General features: G+C 64.8%; 20 protein-coding genes. 14 read left to right on the top strand and 6 right to left on the bottom strand.

Annotation, left to right across the window (positions count from 1 at the left end; genetic code table 11):
* Window positions 1–183 precede the first annotated feature (183 nt).
* On the top strand, window positions 184–816 hold the full coding sequence (emhR, locus tag DK261_RS20790; RefSeq protein WP_009047414.1) for an efflux system transcriptional repressor EmhR: 633 nt from the start codon (window positions 184–186) through the stop codon (window positions 814–816).
* A gap of 162 nt (window positions 817–978) precedes the next feature.
* Window positions 979–1,866: a DMT family transporter gene (locus DK261_RS20785; RefSeq protein WP_110176253.1), complete on the top strand. Its 888-nt coding sequence runs from the start codon at window positions 979–981 to the stop codon at window positions 1,864–1,866.
* A 177-nt stretch (window positions 1,867–2,043) separates the two neighbouring features.
* Here DK261_RS20785 and DK261_RS20780 read toward each other — a convergent pair whose 3' ends face one another.
* Genes DK261_RS20780 through DK261_RS20770 form a run of 3 tightly spaced genes read right to left on the bottom strand, consistent with a single transcriptional unit; the run spans window position 2,044 to window position 4,616 of the window.
* Window positions 2,044–3,093, bottom strand: a complete 1,050-nt coding sequence (locus DK261_RS20780) for an alkene reductase (protein WP_028681793.1) — start codon at window positions 3,091–3,093, stop codon at window positions 2,044–2,046.
* Between the two features lie 28 nt (window positions 3,094–3,121).
* On the bottom strand, window positions 3,122–4,288 hold the full coding sequence (locus DK261_RS20775) for an MFS transporter (RefSeq protein ID WP_028681792.1): 1,167 nt from the start codon (window positions 4,286–4,288) through the stop codon (window positions 3,122–3,124).
* Between the two features lie 13 nt (window positions 4,289–4,301).
* Window positions 4,302–4,616 carry a helix-turn-helix transcriptional regulator gene (locus DK261_RS20770; RefSeq protein ID WP_009047418.1) on the bottom strand — a complete coding sequence of 105 codons (315 nt, stop codon included), beginning with the start codon at window positions 4,614–4,616 and terminating at the stop codon, window positions 4,302–4,304.
* A gap of 153 nt (window positions 4,617–4,769) precedes the next feature.
* On the opposite strand from DK261_RS20770, the gene DK261_RS20765 reads away from it, so the two are divergent.
* A complete protein-coding gene (locus tag DK261_RS20765; protein WP_028681791.1) occupies window positions 4,770–5,351 on the top strand; it encodes an ACP phosphodiesterase in 582 nt (193 codons plus the stop codon).
* Between the two features lie 87 nt (window positions 5,352–5,438).
* On the opposite strand, the gene DK261_RS20760 is transcribed toward DK261_RS20765, so the two are convergent.
* Both DK261_RS20760 and olsB read right to left on the bottom strand, forming a co-directional pair.
* Window positions 5,439–6,233 carry a lysophospholipid acyltransferase family protein gene (locus tag DK261_RS20760; RefSeq protein WP_009047420.1) on the bottom strand — a complete coding sequence of 265 codons (795 nt, stop codon included), beginning with the start codon at window positions 6,231–6,233 and terminating at the stop codon, window positions 5,439–5,441.
* Complete coding sequence (olsB, locus tag DK261_RS20755) at window positions 6,233–6,988, bottom strand: L-ornithine N(alpha)-acyltransferase (protein WP_009047421.1); 756 nt, start codon at window positions 6,986–6,988, stop codon at window positions 6,233–6,235. Before olsB ends, DK261_RS20760 begins: the two co-directional genes overlap by 1 nt.
* A 140-nt stretch (window positions 6,989–7,128) precedes the next feature.
* Here olsB and DK261_RS20750 point away from each other — a divergent pair, with 140 nt between their 5' ends.
* The 9 genes from DK261_RS20750 (at window position 7,129) to DK261_RS20710 (ending at window position 16,709) form a co-directional block, all read left to right on the top strand.
* Entirely contained in the window at window positions 7,129–8,019 is an 891-nt protein-coding gene (locus DK261_RS20750; protein WP_009047422.1) for an acyl-CoA dehydrogenase family protein, read from the top strand.
* Window positions 8,020–8,188: 169 nt separating this feature from the next.
* Entirely contained in the window at window positions 8,189–9,286 is a 1,098-nt protein-coding gene (locus DK261_RS20745; protein WP_016702077.1) for a serine hydrolase, read from the top strand.
* Window positions 9,283–9,612, top strand: a complete 330-nt coding sequence (locus DK261_RS20740; protein WP_016702078.1) for a hypothetical protein — start codon at window positions 9,283–9,285, stop codon at window positions 9,610–9,612. Before DK261_RS20745 ends, DK261_RS20740 begins: the two co-directional genes overlap by 4 nt.
* Before the next feature lie 213 nt (window positions 9,613–9,825).
* Window positions 9,826–11,001 carry a M20 aminoacylase family protein gene (locus DK261_RS20735; protein ID WP_041988798.1) on the top strand — a complete coding sequence of 392 codons (1,176 nt, stop codon included), beginning with the start codon at window positions 9,826–9,828 and terminating at the stop codon, window positions 10,999–11,001.
* A gap of 108 nt (window positions 11,002–11,109) precedes the next feature.
* Window positions 11,110–12,420, top strand: coding sequence for a citrate-proton symporter (locus DK261_RS20730; protein WP_110176252.1), 1,311 nt, complete (start codon window positions 11,110–11,112; stop codon window positions 12,418–12,420).
* Complete coding sequence (locus DK261_RS20725) at window positions 12,420–13,877, top strand: amidase (protein ID WP_110176251.1); 1,458 nt, start codon at window positions 12,420–12,422, stop codon at window positions 13,875–13,877. Before DK261_RS20730 ends, DK261_RS20725 begins: the two co-directional genes overlap by 1 nt.
* Before the next feature lie 86 nt (window positions 13,878–13,963).
* Window positions 13,964–14,734, top strand: coding sequence for an IclR family transcriptional regulator (locus tag DK261_RS20720; protein ID WP_053268393.1), 771 nt, complete (start codon window positions 13,964–13,966; stop codon window positions 14,732–14,734).
* A 225-nt stretch (window positions 14,735–14,959) separates the two neighbouring features.
* Complete coding sequence (locus tag DK261_RS20715; protein WP_009047429.1) at window positions 14,960–15,550, top strand: YceI family protein; 591 nt, start codon at window positions 14,960–14,962, stop codon at window positions 15,548–15,550.
* 1 nt (window position 15,551) lies between these two features.
* Entirely contained in the window at window positions 15,552–16,709 is a 1,158-nt protein-coding gene (locus DK261_RS20710; protein ID WP_028681787.1) for a phosphatidylserine/phosphatidylglycerophosphate/cardiolipin synthase family protein, read from the top strand.
* Window positions 16,710–17,064: 355 nt separating this feature from the next.
* On the opposite strand, the gene bglX is transcribed toward DK261_RS20710, so the two are convergent.
* Window positions 17,065–19,386 (bottom strand): beta-glucosidase BglX, encoded by a 2,322-nt coding sequence (gene bglX / locus DK261_RS20705; protein WP_009047431.1) that lies wholly within the window; start codon window positions 19,384–19,386, stop codon window positions 17,065–17,067.
* Between the two features lie 253 nt (window positions 19,387–19,639).
* Between bglX and DK261_RS20700 the strand changes: the two genes are divergently transcribed.
* Complete coding sequence (locus tag DK261_RS20700) at window positions 19,640–20,248, top strand: LemA family protein (protein WP_009047432.1); 609 nt, start codon at window positions 19,640–19,642, stop codon at window positions 20,246–20,248.
* 73 nt (window positions 20,249–20,321) lie between these two features.
* The coding region (locus tag DK261_RS20695) for a YgcG family protein (RefSeq protein WP_110176954.1) at window positions 20,322–20,837 on the top strand (516 nt) is incomplete at its 3' end.

Here is a 20,837-nt window from a genome sequence, read left to right as displayed (position 1 = left end):
TGCTAAGGAATATACTTACGTTCATGGTTGTTTGTAAATACCTTGGCGGCGTACCCATTCGGTTACAAAAGCCGTTGCAAACGTTGAATTGTAGGCTGGGCAAACGGCACCCGAGATGCCGTTCCATATTTATTCAGATGAGCTTCATGCATCGCTGAAACATCCTGATCGAGGTTTACTGCCATGGTCCGTCGTACCAAAGAGGAAGCTCAAGAAACCCGCAAACAGATACTCGAGGCGGCCGAAAAAGCTTTCTACGAGCGCGGTGTGGCGCGTACCACCCTGGCCGATATCGCGGCGTTGGCCGGTGTCACACGTGGAGCCATTTACTGGCATTTCAGCAACAAGGCGGATCTGGTGCAGGCCATGCTCGATACCTTGCGCGAGCCGCTGAATGAAATGGCCAGGGCCAGTGAAGACGAAGAAGAAGTCGATCCGCTGGGGTGCATGCGCAAGCTGCTGATTCATTTGTTTCATCAAATTGCCCTGGACCCGAAAACCCGACGCATTAATGAGATTTTGTTTCACAAGTGCGAAATCACCGATGAAATGTGCGACATGCGGCGCCAGCGTCGCGCGGCCAGCCTGGATTGCAACGTGCATATCGAGCTGGGGTTGCGCAATGCCGTGAAGCGAGGACAACTGCCCGAGAACCTCGATACTGCCCGGGCGGCCATCAGCATCCACGCCTATATTGATGGCATTCTTTATCAGTGGCTGTTGGCGCCGGACAGTTTCGAACTCCATAAGGAAGCGGAGCGCTGGATCGATACCGGATTGGACATGCTGCGCCTGAGTCCCAGCCTGCGTAATTGAGACAAAATGCGGAATTACGTCGGCAGATGTCAACGTTTGCGCGTTATAAAGCCTGATGTTTCATTCGTCACGACTTACCGGGATGCCTTTATATACGTGGCGACTTTATCTTGATAGATAGCGAGCTACGTATTTTGTAGGGAAATTGTTGCGGGTGTGTGAATGAGTGTAAGTACCGCGGCTTACAAGGGTGCCGAGCAACCGGTAAAAGGTATCGCACTGATTTGCCTGGCGGTTTTGCTGTTCGCCAGTCATGACACTCTGTCCAAATACCTGTCCGGGTTCTACCCCATCGTCATGGTGGTCTGGGCCCGGTATGTGGTGCACACGCTGTTGATGCTGGTGGTGTTCGTGCCGCGCAGCGGTTTCTCCGCCGTGGTGCGTACCAAGCGGCCAGGCCTGCAACTGTTGCGCGCCTTGTGCCTGATCGGCACCAGCCTGTTTTTCACCACCGGCCTGCGTTATATCCCCCTGGCCGAGGCCACCGCGGTCAACTTCCTCGCGCCTTTGCTGGTCACCGCCTTGTCCGTGCCGCTGCTGGGCGAGCGGGTGACCCGCGGCCAATGGCTGGCGGTGCTGGCCGGTTTCGTCGGGGTCTTGATCGTGATTCGTCCGGGCGGCGCCTTGTTCACCCCGGCGATCCTGCTGCCGCTGTGCTCGGCCTTGTGTTTCGGCTTCTATCAGTTGCTCACCCGCAAGCTCAGCGGCGTCGACAGCCCCACCACCAGCAACTTCCTCACCGGAATTCTCAACAGCCTGATCATGAGCGCGGCGCTGCCGTTCTTCTGGAGTACACCGACCCTGTGGCACGCCTTGTTCATGATCGGCCTCGGCACCTGCGGCATGCTCGGCCACCTGTTGCTGACCCAGGCCTTCCGCCATGCCGCGCCGGCGATGCTGGCGCCATTCAGCTACGGGCAGATCCTGTTCGCGGGCATGTACGGCTACCTGATCTTCGAGCACACCCCGGACAGCTTCGCCATAGTCGGGATCGCGGTGATCTGCTTCAGCGGCCTGGCCGTGGCCTGGGGCCAGCGCAAGCGCAGCTAATCGCGCCCCGCCTTTGTAGGAGCGAAGCTTGCTCGCGATGTCGGTCAACGATAATGCGGTATGCCTGAAACTACCCGTTGCTCGAGGGTTCATCGCGAGCAAGCTTCGCTCCTACAAAAGGAGGGGCAGCAAAAAGCCCCGGCTCTCGCGAGTCCGGGGCTTTTTAATTGAAGCGCCTTACAGCGTCGGGTAGTCGATATAGCCGACCGGACCCTTGCCGTAGAACAGTTCAGGACGCGCATCGTTCAGCGGTGCATCGGCCTTCAGGCGGGCCGGCAGGTCCGGGTTGGCGATGAAGGGCACACCGAAGGCCACGGCGTCGGCCTTGCCGCTGGCCAGCCAGGCGTTGGCGCTGTCCTTGGTGAAGCGCTCGTTGGCGATATACGGGCCGCCGAAGGCTTCTTTCAGTTGTGGGCCGAGGCTGTCGGCGCCTTCTTTCTCGCGGGAGCAGATAAAGGCGATACCGCGTTTGCCCAGTTCGCGAGCGACATAGGTGAAGGTTTCGGCCAGGTTGTCGTCGCCCATGTCATGGGAGTCGGCCCGTGGCGCCAGGTGTACGCCGACACGGCCGGCGCCCCAGACTTCGATGGCGGCGTCGGTCACTTCCAGCAGCAGGCGGGCACGGTTTTCCAGGGAGCCGCCGTACTGGTCGGTGCGCTGGTTGGTGGAGCTTTGCAGGAACTGATCCAGCAGGTAGCCGTTGGCGCCGTGGATTTCCACGCCGTCGAAACCAGCGGCCTTGGCGTTCTCGGCGCCGACCCGGTAGGCGTCGACGATATCGGCGATTTCAGCGGTTTCCAGGGCGCGCGGGGTCGGGTAGTCGGCCAGCGGGCGCACCAGGCTGACGTGGCCCTTGGGCTGGATGGCGCTTGGCGCGACCGGTGCTTCGCCGTTCAGGTAGCTCGGGTGGGAAACCCGGCCCACGTGCCACAGCTGCAGGAAGATCTTGCCGCCCGCGCCGTGAACGGCCTTGGTCACGTTGCTCCAGCCGCGCACCTGGTCGTTGGACCAGATGCCCGGGGTGTCCGGGTAGCCGACGCCCATCGGGGTCACCGAAGTGGCCTCGCTGAGGATCAGGCCGGCGGAGGCGCGTTGTACGTAGTACTCGGCCATCAGCGCGTTCGGCACGCGACCTTCGTCGGCGCGGCAACGGGTCAGCGGCGCCATGATGATGCGGTTGGCCAGCTCGAGGTCGCCGAGTTTGATCGGATCGAAAATAGTCGTCATGAAATACACCCTTCTTTAGATGAACGTATCAGTTGGTCGCAGGAGCCAGATCGGCGTTGCCGCCCTGGCGAAAGGTAATCAGCGTCACCAGCAGGGCCAGGATCGCCAGCGCGGCGGCCGCCAGCGGCACGTTGACCAGGCCGTAGCCGTGGGCGATGACGCTGCCGCCGACCCAGGCGCCCAGGGCGTTGCCGATGTTGAAGGCGCCGATGTTCAGCGTGGACACCAGGTTCGGCGCGGCCTTGCCGAAGGTCACCACATTGACCTGCAGGGCTGGCACCGCGGCGAAGCAGGCGGTGGCCCAGAGGAACAGGGTGACTTCGGTGGGGATCAGCGCGACGCTGGTCCAGGTCAGCACGGAGCTGGTCACGGCCATGGCGATCAGCACGCCGACCAGGGTGCCCGACAGGCTTTTGTCGGCCATCTTGCCGCCGACGATGTTGCCCAGGGTCAGGCCCAGGCCGATCAGCACCAGGGTCCAGGTCACGCCCTGGGGCGAGACGCCGGTCACCTCGCCCAGCAGCGGGGCGACATAGGTGAACAGGGTGAATACCGAGGCGGAGAACAGTGCGGTCATGCTCAGCGACAGCCAGATCCCGGCGCCCTTGAGGGCGACCAGTTCCGAACGCATGTCGAGCTTCTCTTCGTCGCGCTTGGCCGGCAGGAAGCGGATCAGGCCGATCAGGGCAATCACGCCGATCACGGTCACCGCCCAGAAGGTCGAACGCCAGCCGGCCTGCTGGCCCAGGGCAGTGCCCAGCGGTACGCCGAGCACGTTGGCCAGGGTCAGGCCGGTGAACATCAGGGCCACGGCGGAGGCACGCTTGTTGGCGGGCACCAGGCCTGCCGCGACCACCGAACCGATACCAAAGAAGGCGCCATGGCACAGGGCGGTGACCACACGGGCGAACATCAGCACGTTGTAGTCACTGGCCAGCGCACACAGCAGGTTGCCGACGATGAAAATCCCCATCAACGCTACCAGGGCGGCCTTGCGCGGCAGCCTGGCGGTGGCCAGGGCCATGAAGGGCGCGCCGATGGCCACGCCCAGGGCGTAGCCGGTCACCAGCCAGCCGGCGCCGGGGATCGACACACCCAGGTCGTTCGCCACATCGGGCAGCAGGCCCATGATGACGAACTCGGTGGTGCCGATGGCGAAGGCGCTCAAGGCCAGGATGAGGAGCGAGAGGGGCATTGTCGGGTCCTTGTCAGCGTCTGCTGCTGAGTTCTTGGGTGAGCGCTTCGAGGAAGGCTTGGATCACATCCTCGTTGCGTTTGAAAAAGTGCCATTGGCCGGCTTTCTGGCTGCTGATCAGGCCCGCCCGCTGCAAGGTCGCCAGGTGCGCGGAGACGGTCGACTGCGACAGGCCGCAGCGTTGGTCGATCTGTCCGGCGCAGATGCCGTACTCGTGGTTGTGGGTCTGATCGGGGAACTGGACCTTCGGGTCCTTGAGCCAGATAAGGATGTCTCGTCGTACTGGGTGCGCCAGGGCTTTTATTATTTCGTCGAGGTCGATGGACATGGCGGTGCTCGTTTTCCGTAAAACGTTATATCGCGATGAGGCGAACTTTAAATCGCTATTTCGCGATATACCAATATGATTTTGATCTGAGATCAGCGTTAATCGGTATATCGGGTTATAACGATATGTGAGGCGCAGTGCTAAGCTGCGCGAATGAATTATCTCGCACATCTGCACCTCGGCGGCCAGCGCCCCGGTCAATTACTCGGCAGTTTGTATGGCGACTTCGTCAAAGGGCGCCTGCAGGGCCAGTTCGACCCGGAGATCGAGGCGGCCATCCAGCTGCATCGCAGCATCGACATCTTTACCGACCGCCATCCGCTGGTGGGCGAATCGCTGTCGCGTTTTTCCCTGACCCGCCGGCGTTACGCCGGCATTGTGCTGGACGTGTTTTTCGACCACTGCCTGGCGCGGGACTGGGCGTTCTATGCCGACCGGCCGTTGGAACTGTTCACTTCGGACGTGTACCGGGTGCTGGCGGCCGAACCCCGATTGCCCGGGCGCCTGGCGCAGATCGCGCCGCACATGGCCGCCCATGACTGGCTGGGTTCCTACCGCGAGTTCGAGGTGCTGGAGCAGGTGTTGCGTGGGATTGCCCGGCGCCTGTCACGCCCGGAAGAGCTGGCGGCGGCGATGGGCGAGCTGGAGCGGCTGTATCAGCCGTTGAGCGAGGATTTCCGGGCGTTCTACCCGCAGTTGCAGGCATTCGCCGCGCAACACATCCATCCCGTGTAGGAGCGAGCTTGCTCGCGATGAGGCCCTTGAATACGGTTCAAGGCTCAGGTTTTTTCGCGAGCAAGCTCGCTCCTACAGGTACTGGGTTCAGGCAGCAATCAGTTCGCCGGCACGCCGTGGTTCGGCTGGCTGGGCGATATCGCCAAACAGGACCTTCTGCACCGCCTGTTGCGCCTGGAACGCCAACGCGGCGCGCTCCTGGCCCTGGCAGGCAATCGGCTTGAGCAGATGGATTTCCACCCGACCCTGATCGTTGGCGAACAGGCGCATCAGGTGCGACAGCAAATCATCATCGCCAACGAAGGGCGCCAGCGGATCGATATCGCCATCGCGCAGGTAACGAATGGCCACCGGCTGCAAGGCCACATCGGCCTCGATGGCACTGGCCAGCAGGCGCCCGTGGAAGGTGCGCAGGCTGCGGCCGTCGGTGGTGGTGCCTTCGGGGAACATCAGCAGCGGGTGGGTCTGCTGCAAATGGCGGGTCATCTGCTTGCGGATCAACTGGCTGTCGCCCGAGCCGCGGCGGATAAACAGGCTGCCAGCCTTGGCGGCCAGCCAGCCGGCGACTGGCCAGGTGCGCACTTCGGCCTTGGACAGGAACGACAGCGGCGTCAGCGCGCCGAGCAACGGGATGTCGGTCCAGGACACGTGATTGCTGACCCAGAGCATCGGCTGCTTGGGCAACTCGCCGTGCACCGTCACGCCGAAGGGCAAGGCATTGCTCAGGCGCGCCATGAAAAAGCGCGACCAGCGCTGGCGGCGGACCATGGAATTGGCGATGCCCAGGCGCTCGAACACGCCGAACACGCAGGCCATGCTCAGGCCCAGCGCCACCACCAGCAGCACGCGGGCGATGCGCCCGTAGACCCGTAGCCGGCGCATCACACGGCCGCCTTGAAGTGGCGGGCGTAGCGCGGGCACAGCTCGTCGCGCTTGAGCAGGATGAACACGTCGGCCACCTGGAAGTCCTGGTCCCAGCACGGCTCGCCGCAGATCTTCGCGCCCAGGCGCATGTAGGCCTTGAGCAGCGGCGGCATCTCGGCGATGACGTTGGACGGAAGGTCGAGGTTCGGCAGCGGGTTCTTCGGTTCGGCGCGCAGGTGTTCGGTGCACAGGTAGCGTTCGCGCAGGCGCTGCATGATCGCGTGGGCCTGCACGCCGCCGTCCTGCATCGGGATGCTGGCGCAACCCATCAGGTAGCTGTAGCCGCCCTGGTTGAGCACTTCGGCCAGCTCGCCCCAGAGCACGGCGATGGTGCCGCCGTTGCGGTAGGCCGGGTCGACGCAGGTGCGGCCGATCTCCAGGATCGGGCCCTTGAGCTGGACCAGGCCGTGCAGGCTGAATTCTTCTTCGCTGTAGAAACGCCCCAGGCTGCTGGCGGCCTGGTGGTCGAGCAGGCGGGTGGTGGCGACCAGGCGGCCGCTGCTCAAGTCACGCACGCCGATGTGGCTGCAGTGGACATCATAGTCATCCATGTCCAGACCCAGCTCCGCGCCTTTCAGTTTGGCGTTGAACTCGCCGCTGAAGACGTTGAAGCGCAGGGCCTGGGCTTCTTGCAGGGCCGCGGCGCCCACCAGGCGCTCGGCTTGCAGGCGGCGTTCATTGCCGGTGTCGCTGATGCGGGCGATCTGAGTCATTGTGAATCTCCGTGCGGGCCACTGACCCGCCTTGGGTTGCAGCCGATCGACTTTGTTGTGCAAAGTCAGGCTATGTAGCCCCGGTGTCATCGCCATGAAGCTTTGGTGATGCTTATATGACAGCCCCTGAGGACCCGCTTATGCCCTGGCAAGCCCTGCTGCACAGCCGTCGCCGACTGCCCGCCCACCCGGACCTGGCCGAAGGTTATGCCGCGTTGTTACAGGAGCTGTTGTTACAGGCGTCGGGACCGGTGACGCCCTTCGAGCTGGCGGTGCGCGGCGGACGGCTGATGGCCACTCCGGGGCTGGCCTTCCTGGTGGGTTACCAGGCGGCCTTGCGCATGCTCTGGCCCAGCGCGCCGCTGAGCCTGGGCGCGCTGTGTGCCACCGAGCAGCGCAGCCTGCGCCCGGCTGACATGCAGACTCGGCTGCGGGACCTGCACCTGAGCGGGCGCAAGGACTTCGTCACCGCGGGCGATGCCGCCGACTGGCTGCTGATCGCCGCCCGCTGCGAGGCCCAAGGTGAGTCGCCGCGCCTGAGCCTGGCGGTGGTCTACGCTGGCGAGCCTGGGGTCAAGGTCGACAAGCTGCCGGCGATCCCGCTGATGCCGGACATCAGCCACGGCCGCCTGCAACTGGATAACGCCCTGTGCGAACTGCTGGCGGGCGACGGTTGGGATGCCTACGTCAAACCCTTCCGCACCCTGGAAGACATCTATGTACTCAGCGCCATGACGGCCTGGCTGTATGGCGTCGGCCAGGACAACGACTGGCCGCAGACCCTGCTCCTGCAATTGCTGGCCTTGCTCGCCGGTTGCGCGGAAGTCAGCCGGCAGAACCCGTCGCTGGGCAGTGGGCATGTGTTGCTGGGTGGGCTGTTCGCCCAGTTCGACGGGCTCAAGCCGGCCCTTGAGCAAGCCTTTGCCGATGGCCCGCCGGAGTGGGCTGAATTGTGGAAGCGCGATCGGGCAGTGCTGGACCTGGCGGCGGGGGCGCGGAGCAAACGCCTGGCCAAGGCGCTGGCCTTATAAAGGAGGGGCCGCTGCGCGGCCCATCGCGAGCAAGCTCGCTCCTACAGAAAAGCGACGCTGCTCATGTAGGAGCGAGCTTGCTCGCGATAGGCCCGAAGGGCCGCGGGTGGCAAAAAACTGTCATCTCCCTGGTCTACCCTCAGCGGGTTCCCTTGCCCGAGTTCCCGCCATGCTCAAAGGCTCGACCCTGCTGCTCGCGCTGCTATTCATGCTCCCACCGGCCTGGGCCGAAAACTGGCCCGGCGCGCAATGGAGCACGGGCCCCGCAGCCAGCGGCCCGGCCCTCGAGGCGCTGGAGGCCTACGCCTTCGCACCCCGCAACGAGGCGACCCGCCTGGGCATCCGCAGCGATGCCTTGCTGGTGATCCGCGATGGCCAGTTGATCTATGAGCGTTACGCCGGCCCGACCAGTGCCGACACCCCGCACCTGACCTGGTCCATCAGCAAAAGCCTGTTGGCCGCGGTGCTGGGCGTGGCCTATGGCGAAGGGCGTTTCCAGTTGCAGGACAAGGCCGTCCGCTTCCTTCCGGCGTTGCGCCAGCATCCGGACATCAGCCTGGCCGACCTGCTGCACTGGGCCTCGGGCCTGGATTGGCAGGAGGATTACGAGTACGCGCCACTCAAGTCCTCGGTGGTGGCCATGCTCTACACCCGCGGCCACGGCGATATGGCGACCTTTACCGCCGAGCACCCGGCCTTCAGCCCGCCGGGGCAGGTGTTTCGTTACTCCAGCGGCGACAGCAACCTGCTGTCGGCGGCCCTGAAAGGCATGCTGGGAGCCCAGCGTTATGCCGACTATCCCTGGCAGGCGCTGTTCGAGCCCCTGGGCATTACCCACGCCGTGTGGGAAAGCGACGCCACCGGCACCTTTGTCGGTTCCTCCTATGCCTACCTCACTGCCCGCGACCTGGCGCGGGTCGGCCTGTTGATGCTGCGCGACGGGCGTTGGGGCGAGCGTCAGTTGTTGCCCAGGGACTGGGTCGAATTCAGTCGCACGCCGTTCGCCGGTTATCAGGCGAACCAGGACGAGCTGGTGCCCGGTGGCCACTGGTGGCTCAATCGCGCCGTCGGTGGTGCCCCATCGCCCTGGCCAGACGCGCCGGCCGATACCTTCGCGGCGCTGGGCCATTGGGGGCAGGCGTTGTACGTGATCCCCAGCGCCGGGTTGGTGATTGTGCGTTATGCCGACGACCGCGACGGCAGCTATAGCCACAACGAGCTGCTCAAACTGGCCCAGGCGGCTTTCGCCCGGCAGGTACAGCCATGAGCCGGCGTCCGTGGGTTGTGCGCCATCCCTTCGCCAGCCTGCTGTTGCTGGCGCTGCTGGCCTTGCTCGGCTGGGGCTGGCACGAGCGGGTCGCGCTGCGGGCCTTCCCGGACATCCTCAGCGCCTACAGCGCCAAGGAGTACTGCTCCTGCCGCTACGTGATGCACAACGCTGCCGAGTACTGCGAAGGTTATGTGCAGCAGTACCTGCCGCTCAAAAGTCTGCACGACGATGCCGAGCACAAGCGGGTGAGCGCCAGCGGCCTGGGACGCAGCCACAGCGCTGTCTGGCTGAGCGAACGCCAGGGCTGTCGACTGGAGCCCTGAACGGCGCCACGCAACGATCGGTAATCCTTTCCCGGGGCTGCCAGCCCCCGTGCTGACTGGCTCCCCGCACAAGGTTCCACCCTGTGGAACCACATTTGATTGTCGCAGGCGACGGCTCGCGGTTATCTGAGGGCACGCCGCGATCACGCCTTGCTGCACCGTGAGACGCTCCGAAAAAAAGAACGGGATTACACCCGGCCAAGGAGATACGTCATGACCCGTTTCCCGCATATCTTTGCCTGGCTCGACGACGTCGCCAGCGACCTGCGCGCCGTGCGCCAGGATATCCACGCCCACCCCGAACTCGGCTTCGAGGAGAACCGCACCGCGGCGCTGGTTGCCCGTTCCCTGGAGGAATGGGGCTACCAAGTGCATAGCGGTATCGGCAAGACCGGTGTGGTCGGTGTGCTGCGCAATGGCAGCAGCCCGCGCCGGCTGGGCCTGCGTGCCGATATGGACGCCTTGCCGATCATCGAGAACAGCGGCGTGGCCTACAGTAGCTGCCACAGCGGGTGCATGCATGCCTGCGGGCACGATGGCCACACCGCCATGCTCCTTGGCGCGGCGCGCTACCTGGCGGCCACGCGCCAGTTCGACGGCACCCTGACCCTGATTTTCCAGCCGGCCGAAGAAGGCCAGGGCGGTGCCGAAGCGATGCTCGCCGATGGCCTGCTGGAGCGTTTTCCCTGCGATGCGCTGTTCGGCATGCACAACATGCCGGGGCTGCCGGCCGGTCACCTGGGCTTTCGCGAAGGGCCGATGATGGCCTCCCAGGACCTGCTCACCGTGACCCTGGAAGGCGTGGGCGGGCATGGTTCGATGCCGCACCTGACGGTCGATCCGCTGGTGGCCGCGGCCAGTGTGGTGATGGCCTTGCAAACCGTGGTGGCGCGCAACATCGATGCCCAGGAGGCGGCGGTGGTGACGGTCGGTGCGCTGCAGGCCGGCGAGGCGGCCAACGTCATTCCGCAACAGGCGTTGCTGCGCCTGAGCCTGCGGGCGCTGAACGCGCCAGTGCGCGAGCAGATGCTCGAACGGGTCAAGGCGATCATCCACACCCAGGCCCAGAGCTTTGGATGCTCGGCCAGCATCGAACACCGTCCGGCCTATCCGGTACTGGTCAACAGCCCGGAGCAGACCGAATTCGCCCGCCAGGTGGGGGTGGCGCTGCTGGGCGAGCAGGCGGTCGACGGCAACACGCGCAAGCTGATGGGCAGCGAAGACTTCGCCTGGATGCTGCAACGCTGCCCCGGCAGCTACCTGTTCATCGGCAACGGCCTGTCCCGGCCGATGGTCCACAACCCCGGCTACGACTTCAACGACGACATCCTGCTGACCGGCGCCGCCTATTGGGCCGCGCTGGCCGAGAGCTGGCTCGAGCCGGCCTGAGTTTTCCCTTTCTTCTGCCGCTGAATCGGGCGCCGTGGCGCCCGGCACTTCCCATAAGGGCCCGACTCGTTACCCGAGAGGCCCGACAAGAATAGAAGGACAGCGCTCATGCACGCCTCGAGATCCAGTGTTTCGCGTACCCGGCAAGTGGTCGCCGCGGTGATCGGCAACGCCTTGGAGTGGTACGACTTCATCGTCTACGGCTTTCTGGCCAGCATCATCGCCCGGCAGTTTTTCCCCTCCGACGACGAGTACGCCTCGCTGCTGATGGCCCTGGCCACCTTCGGCGTGGGCTTCTTCATGCGGCCGGTGGGCGGCGTTCTGCTGGGCATGTATTCGGACCGCAAAGGCCGCAAGGCCGCCATGCAGCTGATCATCCGCCTGATGACGGTGTCCATCGCCCTGATCGCCTTTGCCCCCAACTACGCGGCCATTGGCATGGGCGCGCCGCTGATGATCGTCGTCGCACGGATGCTGCAGGGCTTCGCCACCGGCGGCGAATACGCCAGCGCCACGGCTTTCCTGGTGGAAAGCGCGCCGGCCCATCGCAAGGGCCTGTACGGCTCCTGGCAACTGGTCGGGCAATGCCTGGCGGTGTTCTCCGGGGCGGCGATGGTGGCGCTGGTCACCCATCTGTTTTCGCCCGAGGACCTCGATCTGTGGGGCTGGCGCCTGCCGTTCGTGATCGGCCTGCTGATCGGTCCGGTGGGCCTGTGGATCCGCAAGTACATGGAAGAGCCGGAAGCCTTCGTCGAGGCCCGCAAGCAGGTGCGCGGCAACGGCCCGGGCCTGATGCAGGTCATACGTGAGCATCGGCGCAGCATCCTGGTGTCCATGGGCCTGGCCTGTGGCGCGACGGTGTCGTTCTACGTGGTGCTGGTGAACATGCCGACCTTCGCCCACAAGAACCTCGGCTTGCCGCTGGACCAGGTGTTGCTGGTGCAGATGTTCGCGGTGGCGCTGATGACCGTAGTGATTCCGCTGTCCGGCGCCCTGTCGGACCGGCTGGGGCGGCGCCCGGTGTTGCTGGCCTTTACCCTGGCGTTTTTTGTCATGGTGTATCCGCTGTACGTCTGGGTGGCCGCGGCGCCGTCGATCGAGCGGCTGCTGGTGATGCAGGTGCTGCTGTGCAGCGCCATCGGCGGCTTCTTCGGCCCGGCGCCGACCGCGCTGGCCGAACAGTTCCCGGTGCAGGTGCGTTCCACCGGGGTGTCGGTGGCCTACAACGTGGCGGTCATGGTCTTCGGCGGCTTTGCCCCGCTGATCGTGACCTGGCTCAGCAAGGTGCTGGGCACCCCGGTGGCCCCGGCGTTTTATGTATTGTTTGCCTGCGTGTTGACGCTGCTGGGCACTTATTGCCTGCATGAGGCACCCAAAAAGAAGAAACCGAGCGCACTGAATTTCGGGGTGAAACCTTGATGGATATCGCAGCACAAGACTTTGGGCCCATCGTTGAGCTGGGCGCCGTCGAACTGTCCCGGGCGATCCACGCCCGCAGGTTTTCCTGTCGCGAAGTGATGTTGGCCTACCTGGACCGGATCGAGCGCTGCAACCCCCGGGTCAATGCCCTGGTGTCCCTGCGCGAGCGCCAGGTGTTGCTGGCCGAGGCCGAGGAGCGCGACCGCCAGCTGGACCGGGGCCAGTCCATGGGCTGGATGCACGGCATGCCCCAGGCGATCAAGGACCTGGCGGCCACCGCCGGGCTGCGCACCACCCTGGGCTCGCCGCTGTTCGCCGAACAGATACCGGCCCACGACGCCATCTGCGTGGCGCGGGTCCGGGCCAGCGGGGCGATCATCGTCGGCAAGAGCAACGTGCCGGAGTTCGGCCTGGGCTCGCAAACCTACAACAAGGTGTTCGGCACCACCGGCAACGCCTACGACCCGAGGCTGAATGCCGGCGGCAGCAGTGGCGGGGCGGCAGTGGCCCTGGCGCTGCGCATGCTGCCGGTGGCCGATGGCAGCGACATGATGGGCTCGTTGCGCAACCCGGCGGCCTTCAACAATGTCTTTGGCCTGCGCCCGTCCCAGGGCCGGGTGCCTCACGGCCCGGCACCGGAGCTGTTCGTCCAGCAACTGGCCACCGAGGGGCCGATGGGCCGCAGCGTGGCCGATATCGCGCGCTTGCTGGGCACCCAGGCCGGGTACGACCCGCGGGTGCCCTTGTCGCTCAAGGACGACCCGGCGATCTTCAACGAGCCCTTGCAACGGGATTTTCGCGGCGCGCGCCTGGGCTGGCTGGGGGACTTTGACGGCTACCTGGCCATGGACGACGGCGTGCTGGCGCTGTGCGAAGCGGCGCTGGGGGACTTTCGCCAACTGGGCTGCGAGGTCGAAGCCTGCCAGCCGGCGTTTTCCATGGCGGCGCTGTGGCAGTGCTGGCTGGTGCACCGGCATTGGCTGGTCCAGGGCAACCTGGGGCCGCTGTATGCCGACCCGCAGAAGCGCCACCTGCTCAAGCCCGAGGCGCAGTGGGAAGTCGAGGGCGGGCTGGGCCTGAGCGCGGCGGAGGTCTACCGCGCCTCGCAGGTTCGCAGCGATTGGTACCGGGCCCTGGAGCGCCTGTTCGAACGTTACGATTTCCTGCTGCTGCCCAGCGCCCAGGTGTTCCCTTTCGATGCAGGGGTGCCATGGCCACGCTTTGTCGGAGGGCGGGAGATGGACACCTACCATCGCTGGATGGAAGTGGTGATCGGCCCGACCCTGGCCGGCCTGCCGAGCCTCAGCGTGCCGGTCGGCTTCAATGCGGCGGGCTTGCCCATGGGCATGCAGATCATCGGCCCGGCCCAGGCCGACCGGGCGGTGTTGCAGCTCGGTCATGCCCACGAACAACTGACGCAGTGGGTCAGGCGCCGGCCGCCTGGTCATCCGTTGTAACCCTCGAACCGGGGTGTGCGGGTTTATCGGGCCCGCATCTTGCTGCGTAAAACGCTCATCCATCCGCTTATCAGGGAGGTCGGCATATGGCCAGCAAGGTAGAAACCGGCAGTGTGCGTTCGGTCGAACGGGCCTTGGCGATCGTCGAACTGCTGGGCCAACACCAGGCCCTGGGCCTGGAGGAACTGCACTACCTGACGGCGCTGCCCAAGGCCACGGTGTCGCGCATGCTCATGACGTTGCAGGAGCAGGGCTGGATCTATCGCGGCCTGAGCGACCGGCGCTATCGGCTGTGCGCCAGGCGGCTGTTCGGCGACCAGCAGCAACGCTTCAAGCGGCAGCTGGTGGAGCGTGCCGCGCCCTGGTTGCAGGCGTTGAGCGAGCGCACCGGGCTGGTGGTCGACCTGTCGTGTTTCGACGGCGAGCGCCTGGAGGTCATGGAAAGTTCGATCCCGGCAGTGCTGCGCAAGCGTTACCCGCATAACTGCCAGATCGTCGGCCACTATTCGAGCCTGTTCCATTCGGCGATGGGCAAGGCCTGCCTGGCCGAACTGGATCACGAGCAAGTCCAGCGCCTGGCCGTCCGCGAGCGGGTGCCCCAGGAGGACCAGTACCGCGCCTGCGAACAATCCCAGCATCAGGGTTTCGGCCAGCGCACCGAGGGTTATTGGGAGTACCCGGTGCGGCTGCCGTTCCTGATCCGCGCCGTGGCCTTGCCGATTCGTGACCAGGGCCGGCTGGTGGGCAGCATGGCCCTGCACTGGCCGATGGACCAGGCGCCGGTGGAGCGGGTGCTGAGTTTGCACCTGGCGAGCCTCGAGGCGACTGTCCACGATGTCGAGCGCAGCTTGATCTAGACTCAGCCGCTCGGCCTGGCATTGCGGCGTATCCGGACCACCGGCTGCCCTGTTCGGGGCCGCTGCAAGGCCATCGTGGCCTACGGCAGCGGCTACAGGGGACCGGGGATCTTTTTCGTCTTTATGCACTCCGAGTATTCGCCGTTCACGGCCCTGTCGCTGTTTGCAAGCGCACGCGGGCCGGTTAAGGTTCGGCTCAGATTTCTCGACCCCCATGAGTCTTCCATGTTCAATGCCTCTTTCCCCAAGGCCCTGGCCGCTTTGCTGTTGGCCTGCGCGGCCTGGCCGGCCCAGGCCAACTGGTACCTGGACAACGAGTCCTCGCGCCTGTCTTTCGTCACCACCAAAAATGCCAATGTTTCCGAAGTCCAGCGTTTCCTGGTCCTGCACGGCAAGGTCGACGCCAAGGGCATGGCGCAGTTGGAAGTCGAGCTGGACTCGATCAACAGCGGGATTCCGCTGCGCGACGAGCGCATGCGCAAGGAGCTGTTCGAGATCGAGCGGCATCCGGATGCCCTGATCAACGCGCAAATCAACCTGCGGCCGATCAACGACCTGGCGCCCGGCGCGCAGATCGAACTGCGCCTGCCGGTCAATGTCACCCTGCACGGCAAACAGCACGAATACACCGCCGAACTGCTGGCCACGCGCCTGGACGATCGACGCTTCCAGGTGGTGACCCTGGAGCCGCTGGTGCTCAACGCTGCCGATTTCGACCTGGTGCCGGGGCTCGAAACCCTGCGCAAGGCGGCCGGCCTGTCGGCGATCAGCCTGTCGGTGCCGGTGGGTGCGGTGCTGATCTTCACGGCGCGTTGATATGGCGGGCGCGGTCTTTCCCTGGCGTGAAGGCAATCGTTTCGAGCTGCTGATCGACGGTCCGAGTTTTTTCCCGCGGATGCTGGTGGCGATTGCCCGGGCCCGTGAGCAGGTGGAACTGGAGCTGTACCTGGTGGAGGCGGGCGCCTGCGCCGAGGCCATGGTCCAGGCCCTGACCCAGGCCGCCGAGCGCGGGGTGCGGGTGCGTTGCCTGTTCGATGACTACGGCAGCCTGGCCTTCACCATGGGCCTGCGCCAGCGCTTGACCGGCGCCGGGGTCGAGCTGCGTTTCTACAATCGCCTGAGCTGGCGCCGCGGGGTGCGCAACCTGTATCGCGACCACCGCAAGTTGCTGCTGGTGGATCAGGAGCTGGCGGTGGTCGGCGGCACCGGCGTGACCGATGAATTCTGGAACCCGCTGCAGGACAGCTGCGACTGGCATGAGGTCATGGTGGAAATCAGCGGCCCGCTGGTGCTCGACTGGCAGATGCTGTTCGACCGGCAGTGGATCGCCAACCGCTATCGCACCGCCTGGAAGCCGGCGTCGAACTTCGGTCTGCCACGCCTGCCGCGCGTGCCGGCCCAGGGTGAGGGCATGGGCCGGGTGGCCTATGCCGACGCCCGGCAACACCGGGACATTCTGCAATCGCTGGTGCGCGCGCTGAACAGCGGGCACCGGCGGATCTGGCTGGCGACCCCGTATTTCCTGCCGACCTGGAAGGTTCGCCGCTCCCTGCGCCGCGCGGCCGGACGCGGGGTGGATGTGCGCCTGCTGCTGACCGGGCCGCGCACCGATCACCCGTCGGTGCGTTATGCCGGGCATCGTTATTACCCGCGCCTGCTGCGGGCCGGGGTGAAAATCTTCGAATACCAGCCACGTTTCCTGCACCTGAAGATGGTGCTGATCGACGATTGGGTGAGCATCGGCTCGTGCAACTTCGATCACTGGAACCTGCGTTTCAACCTCGAGGCCAACCTCGAAGCCCTCGACATGCCACTGACCGATGCGGTGCTTGCAAGCTTCCTCGCCGACTTCGATCAGAGCCAGGAAGTCAGCCTCGAAGCCTGGAAGAACCGCCCGCTGTGGCGGCGGATCAAGCAGCGGATCTGGGGCTGGGTGGACCGGCTGGTGGTGAACCTGCTCAATCGCCGCGACTGACCCCGCCCTGGCTTGGTACGGCTTCTGCTTCTGTAGGAGCCAAGCTTGCTGGCGATGCGGGCAACGCGGCGTGTCAGGGAAATCGCTATCGCGGGCAAGCCTCGCTCCTACACCGACCTGGCGCGGCTTGTGCTTCTGTAGGAGCCAAGCTTGCTGGCGATATGGGCAACGCGGTGTGTCAGGAGAATCGCTATCGCGGGCAATCGAGCGTCGACCGGCCGCTCCTACAGAAGCGACGCGGCTTTGGCTTCTGTAGGAGCCAAGCTTGCTGGCGATGCGGGCAACGCGGTGTGTCAGGGAAATCGCTATCGCGGGCAAGCCTCGCTCCTACATAGGAGCGAGGCCGGGGGGAGTGTTACAGCAGTTCGAAGCTCTGTTGCTTGACGTCTCGGGAGTCCAGGCCGATCTCGACCTTGAACTCGCCCGGTTCCGCGGCGTACTTGAGCTGGGCGTTGTAGAACTTCAGGTCGTCTTCGCTGATGCTGAAGTGGATCACCTTCTGTTCGCCGGCCTTGAGCTGCACTTTCTGGAAGCCCTTCAGCTCCTTGATCGGGCGGATGATGGAGCCGGCGACGTCCTGGATATACAGCTGCACCACGGTTTCGCCGTCGCGCTTGCCGGTGTTTTTCAGGGTCACGCTGGCGTCGAGCTTGCCGCTCTTGTTCAGGGTGGTCGACGACAGGGCCATGTCCGACAGGCTGAACGTGGTGTAGCTCAGGCCATAACCGAACGGAAACAGGGGACCTGTAGTGTCGTCGAAATACTGCGAGGTGTAGTTGCCCGGCTTGCCCGGGGTGAACGGCCGGCCGATGGTCAGGTGGTTGTAGTAGGTCGGGATCTGCCCCACCGAACGCGGGAAGGTGATCGGCAGCTTGCCGGACGGGTTGTAGTCGCCGAACAGCACGTCGGCGATGGCGTTGCCGCCTTCGGTGCCGCTGAACCAGGTTTCCAGGATCGCGTCGGCCTGTTGGTTCTCGTCGAGCAGCGCCAGCGGCCGGCCGTTCATCAACACCAGCACCAGTGGCTTGCCGGTGGCCTTGAGGGCCTTGATCAGCTCGCGCTGGCTGGCCGGGATGTGCAGGTCGGTACGGCTCGAGGATTCGTGGGACATGCCCCGCGATTCGCCCACCGCCGCCACCACCACATCAGCCTGCTGCGCGGCCTTCACCGCTTCGTCGATCAACTGCTGGGCCGGGCGTGGATCGTCCACCACTTCCGGGGCATCGAAGTTGAGGAAGTTCAGGTAGTCGACCACGGCCTTGTCGGCGGTGATGTTCGAGCCACGGGCGTAGATCAGTTGTGCCTTGTCGCCCAGGGCGTTGCTCATGCCGTCGAACAGGGTGACCGATTGCGCCGGCACGCCGGCGGCGGCCCAACTGCCCATCATGTCGATCGGCGCCTTGGCCAGCGGGCCGACCAGGGCGATCTTGCCGGCCTTTTTCAGCGGCAGGGTGTCGTTGGCGTTCTTCAGCAGCACCAGGCTGCGGCGCGCCACATCGCGGGCGTCGCTGCGGTGCAGGCGGCTTTCGGCGTTGGTGTCGGCCGGGTCTTGCTCGGCCTTGCCGATGCGCAGGTAGGGGTTGGCGAACAGGCCCATGTCGTACTTGGCGGCCAGCACTTCGCGCACAGCATTGTCCAGGTCGCGCTGACTGACCTCGCCGGACTTGATCAGCCCCGGCAGTTCCTTGGCGTACAGCGAGTCGTTCATGCTCATGTCGATGCCGGCCTTGATCGCCAGCTTGGCGGCTTCGCGGCCGTCCTTGGCGACACCGTGGCGCATCAGCTCGACGATGGCGCCGTGGTCGCTCACCGCCAGGCCCTTGAAGCCCCACTCCTTGCGCAGCAGGTCGTTCATCAGCCAGGTGTTGGAGGTGGCCGGCACGCCGTTGATCGAGTTCAACGCCACCATCACCCCGCCGGCACCGGCGTCGATCGCGGCGCGGTAGGGCGGCAGGTAGTCCTGGTACATCTTCACCGGGCTCATGTCGACGACGTTGTAGTCACGACCGCCTTCGACCGCGCCGTACAGGGCGAAGTGCTTGACGCTGGCCATGATGCTGTCGGCGTTCTTCGGGCTGTCGCCCTGGTAGGCCTTGACCATGACCTTGGCAATGCGCGAGACCAGGTAGGTGTCTTCGCCGAAGCCTTCGGAGGTGCGGCCCCAGCGTGGGTCGCGGGAGATGTCGACCATCGGCGCGAAGGTGATGTCCAGGCTGTCGGCGCTGGCTTCCTGGGCGGCGATGCGCCCGGAGCGGCCGATGGCGTCCATGTCCCAGCTCGACGCCAGGGCCAGGGGGATCGGGAAGATCGTGCGGTGGCCGTGGATCACGTCATAGGCGAAGAACATCGGGATCTTCAGCCGGCTGCGCATGGCCGCGTCCTGCATTGGCCGGTTTTCCGGGCGGGAGATGGAGTTGAAGGTGCCGCCGATGCGGCCGGCTGCGATTTCCTTGCGGATCATCTCGCGGGGCATTTCCGGGCCGATGCTGATCAGGCGCAACTGGCCGATCTTTTCATCCAGGGTCATCTGCTTGAGCAGGTTGTCGATGAAGGCGTCCTTGTTCTGCAGGACCGCATCGGAAAAGGGTTTTTCCTGGGCCGCTACCGGCGTGGTGGCGGCCAGGGCAGGGTGACTGGCCAGGCTGACCAGCAAGCCCAGCAAACACAGCTTCTTCATGAATATTGTTCTCTAGGGCCTAAAACAGACGCGATCAGTACGCGTCGAGCGGCCGAAAATTGGGAGAGCGGCTAATAAAGGAACGACTATTGTTGTTCGGATAAATGCAGCACACTTCTGAACTCTTTTTCGCGCTGGGCATCTTTTAGCCGATTGGCCCGATGCAATCCAGTGGTGGCGGCAGATTATGTCGATGCACTCGATTCAAAGGGTTACAGGTTCCATCCCCTAGGTTGCAAGGAGCGTCACCACCATGAACGTACGACAGAGCCTGTGCTCAAGCTGGCCGATGATGGCATTGCTGCTGCTCGGCAGCCTGCTCAGTGGCTGCGGGATCAACAACATCCCGACCCTCGACGAACAGGCCAAGGCGGCCTGGGGCCAGGTACAGAACCAGTACCAGCGTCGCGCCGACCTGATCCCCAACCTGGTGGAAACGGTCAAGGGCTACGCCAGGCACGAACAGGAGACCCTGACCGCGGTGATCGAGGCGCGGGCCAAGGCCACCTCGATCCAGGTCGATGCCAGCACCCTGGACAACCCGGAAAGACTCAAGCAGTACCAGCAGGCCCAGGACCAGCTGACCGGTGCCTTGAGCCGCCTGATGGTGGTGTCCGAGCGTTATCCGGACCTCAAGGCCAACCAGAACTTCCTGGCCCTGCAGTCGCAGCTCGAAGGCACCGAGAACCGCATCGCCGTGGCCCGTCGCGATTTCATCCTCGCGGTGCAGAAGTACAACACCGAGATCCGCACCTTCCCCGGCCGCCTGTGGCACAGCGTGATGTACAGCGACCTGCCGGTGCGCGAGACCTTCGAGGCCACCAGCCCCGACGCCGACAAAGCGCCAGAAGTGAAGTTCTGATCAGCAGCGGCTGCCCGCGGATCGCACGAGCGGCCGCGGGATCCGGCCCGGCGTTACCACGGATGAGGTTCCAATGCGCGTGTTGAGAGTTGGCCTGGTGCTGTTGCTCTGGGTGTTTGCGATAACGGCCCAGGCCGAGCTGAAGTTCCCGGCGCTGAGCGGGCGGGTGGTGGACAACGCCCAGATGATCGAGCCGGCGGTGCGCCAGCAACTGACCCAGGAGCTGGCCTCCCACGAGCAGTCCACCGGCGAGCAGGTGGTGGTCGTGACCCTGCCGGACCTGCAAGGCACCAGCATCGAGGATTTCGGCTATCAGCTGGGGCGCTACTGGGGCATCGGCCAGAAGGACAAGAACAACGGCGCCTTGTTGATCGTCGCCCGCGATGATCGCAAGCTGCGCATCGAAGTCGGTTACGGCCTGGAAGACCGCCTGACCGACGCGCAAAGCTCGGTGATCATCCATCAGGTCATCACCCCGGCCTTCAAGGCCGGCAATTTCAGCAAGGGCATCAGTGACGGCGTGTCGGCCATGTTGCTGGTGCTGGGCGGCAATCCGCTGGACGAGCCGAGCGCCGCCTATGACGGTGGC

It is taken from the genome of Pseudomonas sp. RW409 (genome assembly GCF_003184125.1).
Lineage (GTDB): Bacteria > Pseudomonadota > Gammaproteobacteria > Pseudomonadales > Pseudomonadaceae > Aquipseudomonas > Aquipseudomonas chlororaphis_I.
Note: the sequence above shows the minus strand (reverse complement) of the source record. Positions and strands in the feature narration are given on the sequence as shown.

What these genes read in the sequence shown, in the direction of transcription:
- emhR (WP_009047414.1), top strand. Translation starts at nt 184, where the DNA reads ATGGTCCGTCGTACCAAAGAGGAAGCTCAAGAAACCCGCAAACAGATA.
- DK261_RS20785 (WP_110176253.1), top strand. Translation starts at nt 979, where the DNA reads ATGAGTGTAAGTACCGCGGCTTACAAGGGTGCCGAGCAACCGGTAAAA.
- DK261_RS20780 (WP_028681793.1), bottom strand. Translation starts at nt 3,093, where the DNA reads ATGACGACTATTTTCGATCCGATCAAACTCGGCGACCTCGAGCTGGCC.
- DK261_RS20775 (WP_028681792.1), bottom strand. Translation starts at nt 4,288, where the DNA reads ATGCCCCTCTCGCTCCTCATCCTGGCCTTGAGCGCCTTCGCCATCGGC.
- DK261_RS20770 (WP_009047418.1), bottom strand. Translation starts at nt 4,616, where the DNA reads ATGTCCATCGACCTCGACGAAATAATAAAAGCCCTGGCGCACCCAGTA.
- DK261_RS20765 (WP_028681791.1), top strand. Translation starts at nt 4,770, where the DNA reads ATGAATTATCTCGCACATCTGCACCTCGGCGGCCAGCGCCCCGGTCAA.
- DK261_RS20760 (WP_009047420.1), bottom strand. Translation starts at nt 6,233, where the DNA reads ATGCGCCGGCTACGGGTCTACGGGCGCATCGCCCGCGTGCTGCTGGTG.
- olsB (WP_009047421.1), bottom strand. Translation starts at nt 6,988, where the DNA reads ATGACTCAGATCGCCCGCATCAGCGACACCGGCAATGAACGCCGCCTG.
- DK261_RS20750 (WP_009047422.1), top strand. Translation starts at nt 7,129, where the DNA reads ATGCCCTGGCAAGCCCTGCTGCACAGCCGTCGCCGACTGCCCGCCCAC.
- DK261_RS20745 (WP_016702077.1), top strand. Translation starts at nt 8,189, where the DNA reads ATGCTCAAAGGCTCGACCCTGCTGCTCGCGCTGCTATTCATGCTCCCA.
- DK261_RS20740 (WP_016702078.1), top strand. Translation starts at nt 9,283, where the DNA reads ATGAGCCGGCGTCCGTGGGTTGTGCGCCATCCCTTCGCCAGCCTGCTG.
- DK261_RS20735 (WP_041988798.1), top strand. Translation starts at nt 9,826, where the DNA reads ATGACCCGTTTCCCGCATATCTTTGCCTGGCTCGACGACGTCGCCAGC.
- DK261_RS20730 (WP_110176252.1), top strand. Translation starts at nt 11,110, where the DNA reads ATGCACGCCTCGAGATCCAGTGTTTCGCGTACCCGGCAAGTGGTCGCC.
- DK261_RS20725 (WP_110176251.1), top strand. Translation starts at nt 12,420, where the DNA reads ATGGATATCGCAGCACAAGACTTTGGGCCCATCGTTGAGCTGGGCGCC.
- DK261_RS20720 (WP_053268393.1), top strand. Translation starts at nt 13,964, where the DNA reads ATGGCCAGCAAGGTAGAAACCGGCAGTGTGCGTTCGGTCGAACGGGCC.
- DK261_RS20715 (WP_009047429.1), top strand. Translation starts at nt 14,960, where the DNA reads ATGTTCAATGCCTCTTTCCCCAAGGCCCTGGCCGCTTTGCTGTTGGCC.
- DK261_RS20710 (WP_028681787.1), top strand. Translation starts at nt 15,552, where the DNA reads ATGGCGGGCGCGGTCTTTCCCTGGCGTGAAGGCAATCGTTTCGAGCTG.
- bglX (WP_009047431.1), bottom strand. Translation starts at nt 19,386, where the DNA reads ATGAAGAAGCTGTGTTTGCTGGGCTTGCTGGTCAGCCTGGCCAGTCAC.
- DK261_RS20700 (WP_009047432.1), top strand. Translation starts at nt 19,640, where the DNA reads ATGAACGTACGACAGAGCCTGTGCTCAAGCTGGCCGATGATGGCATTG.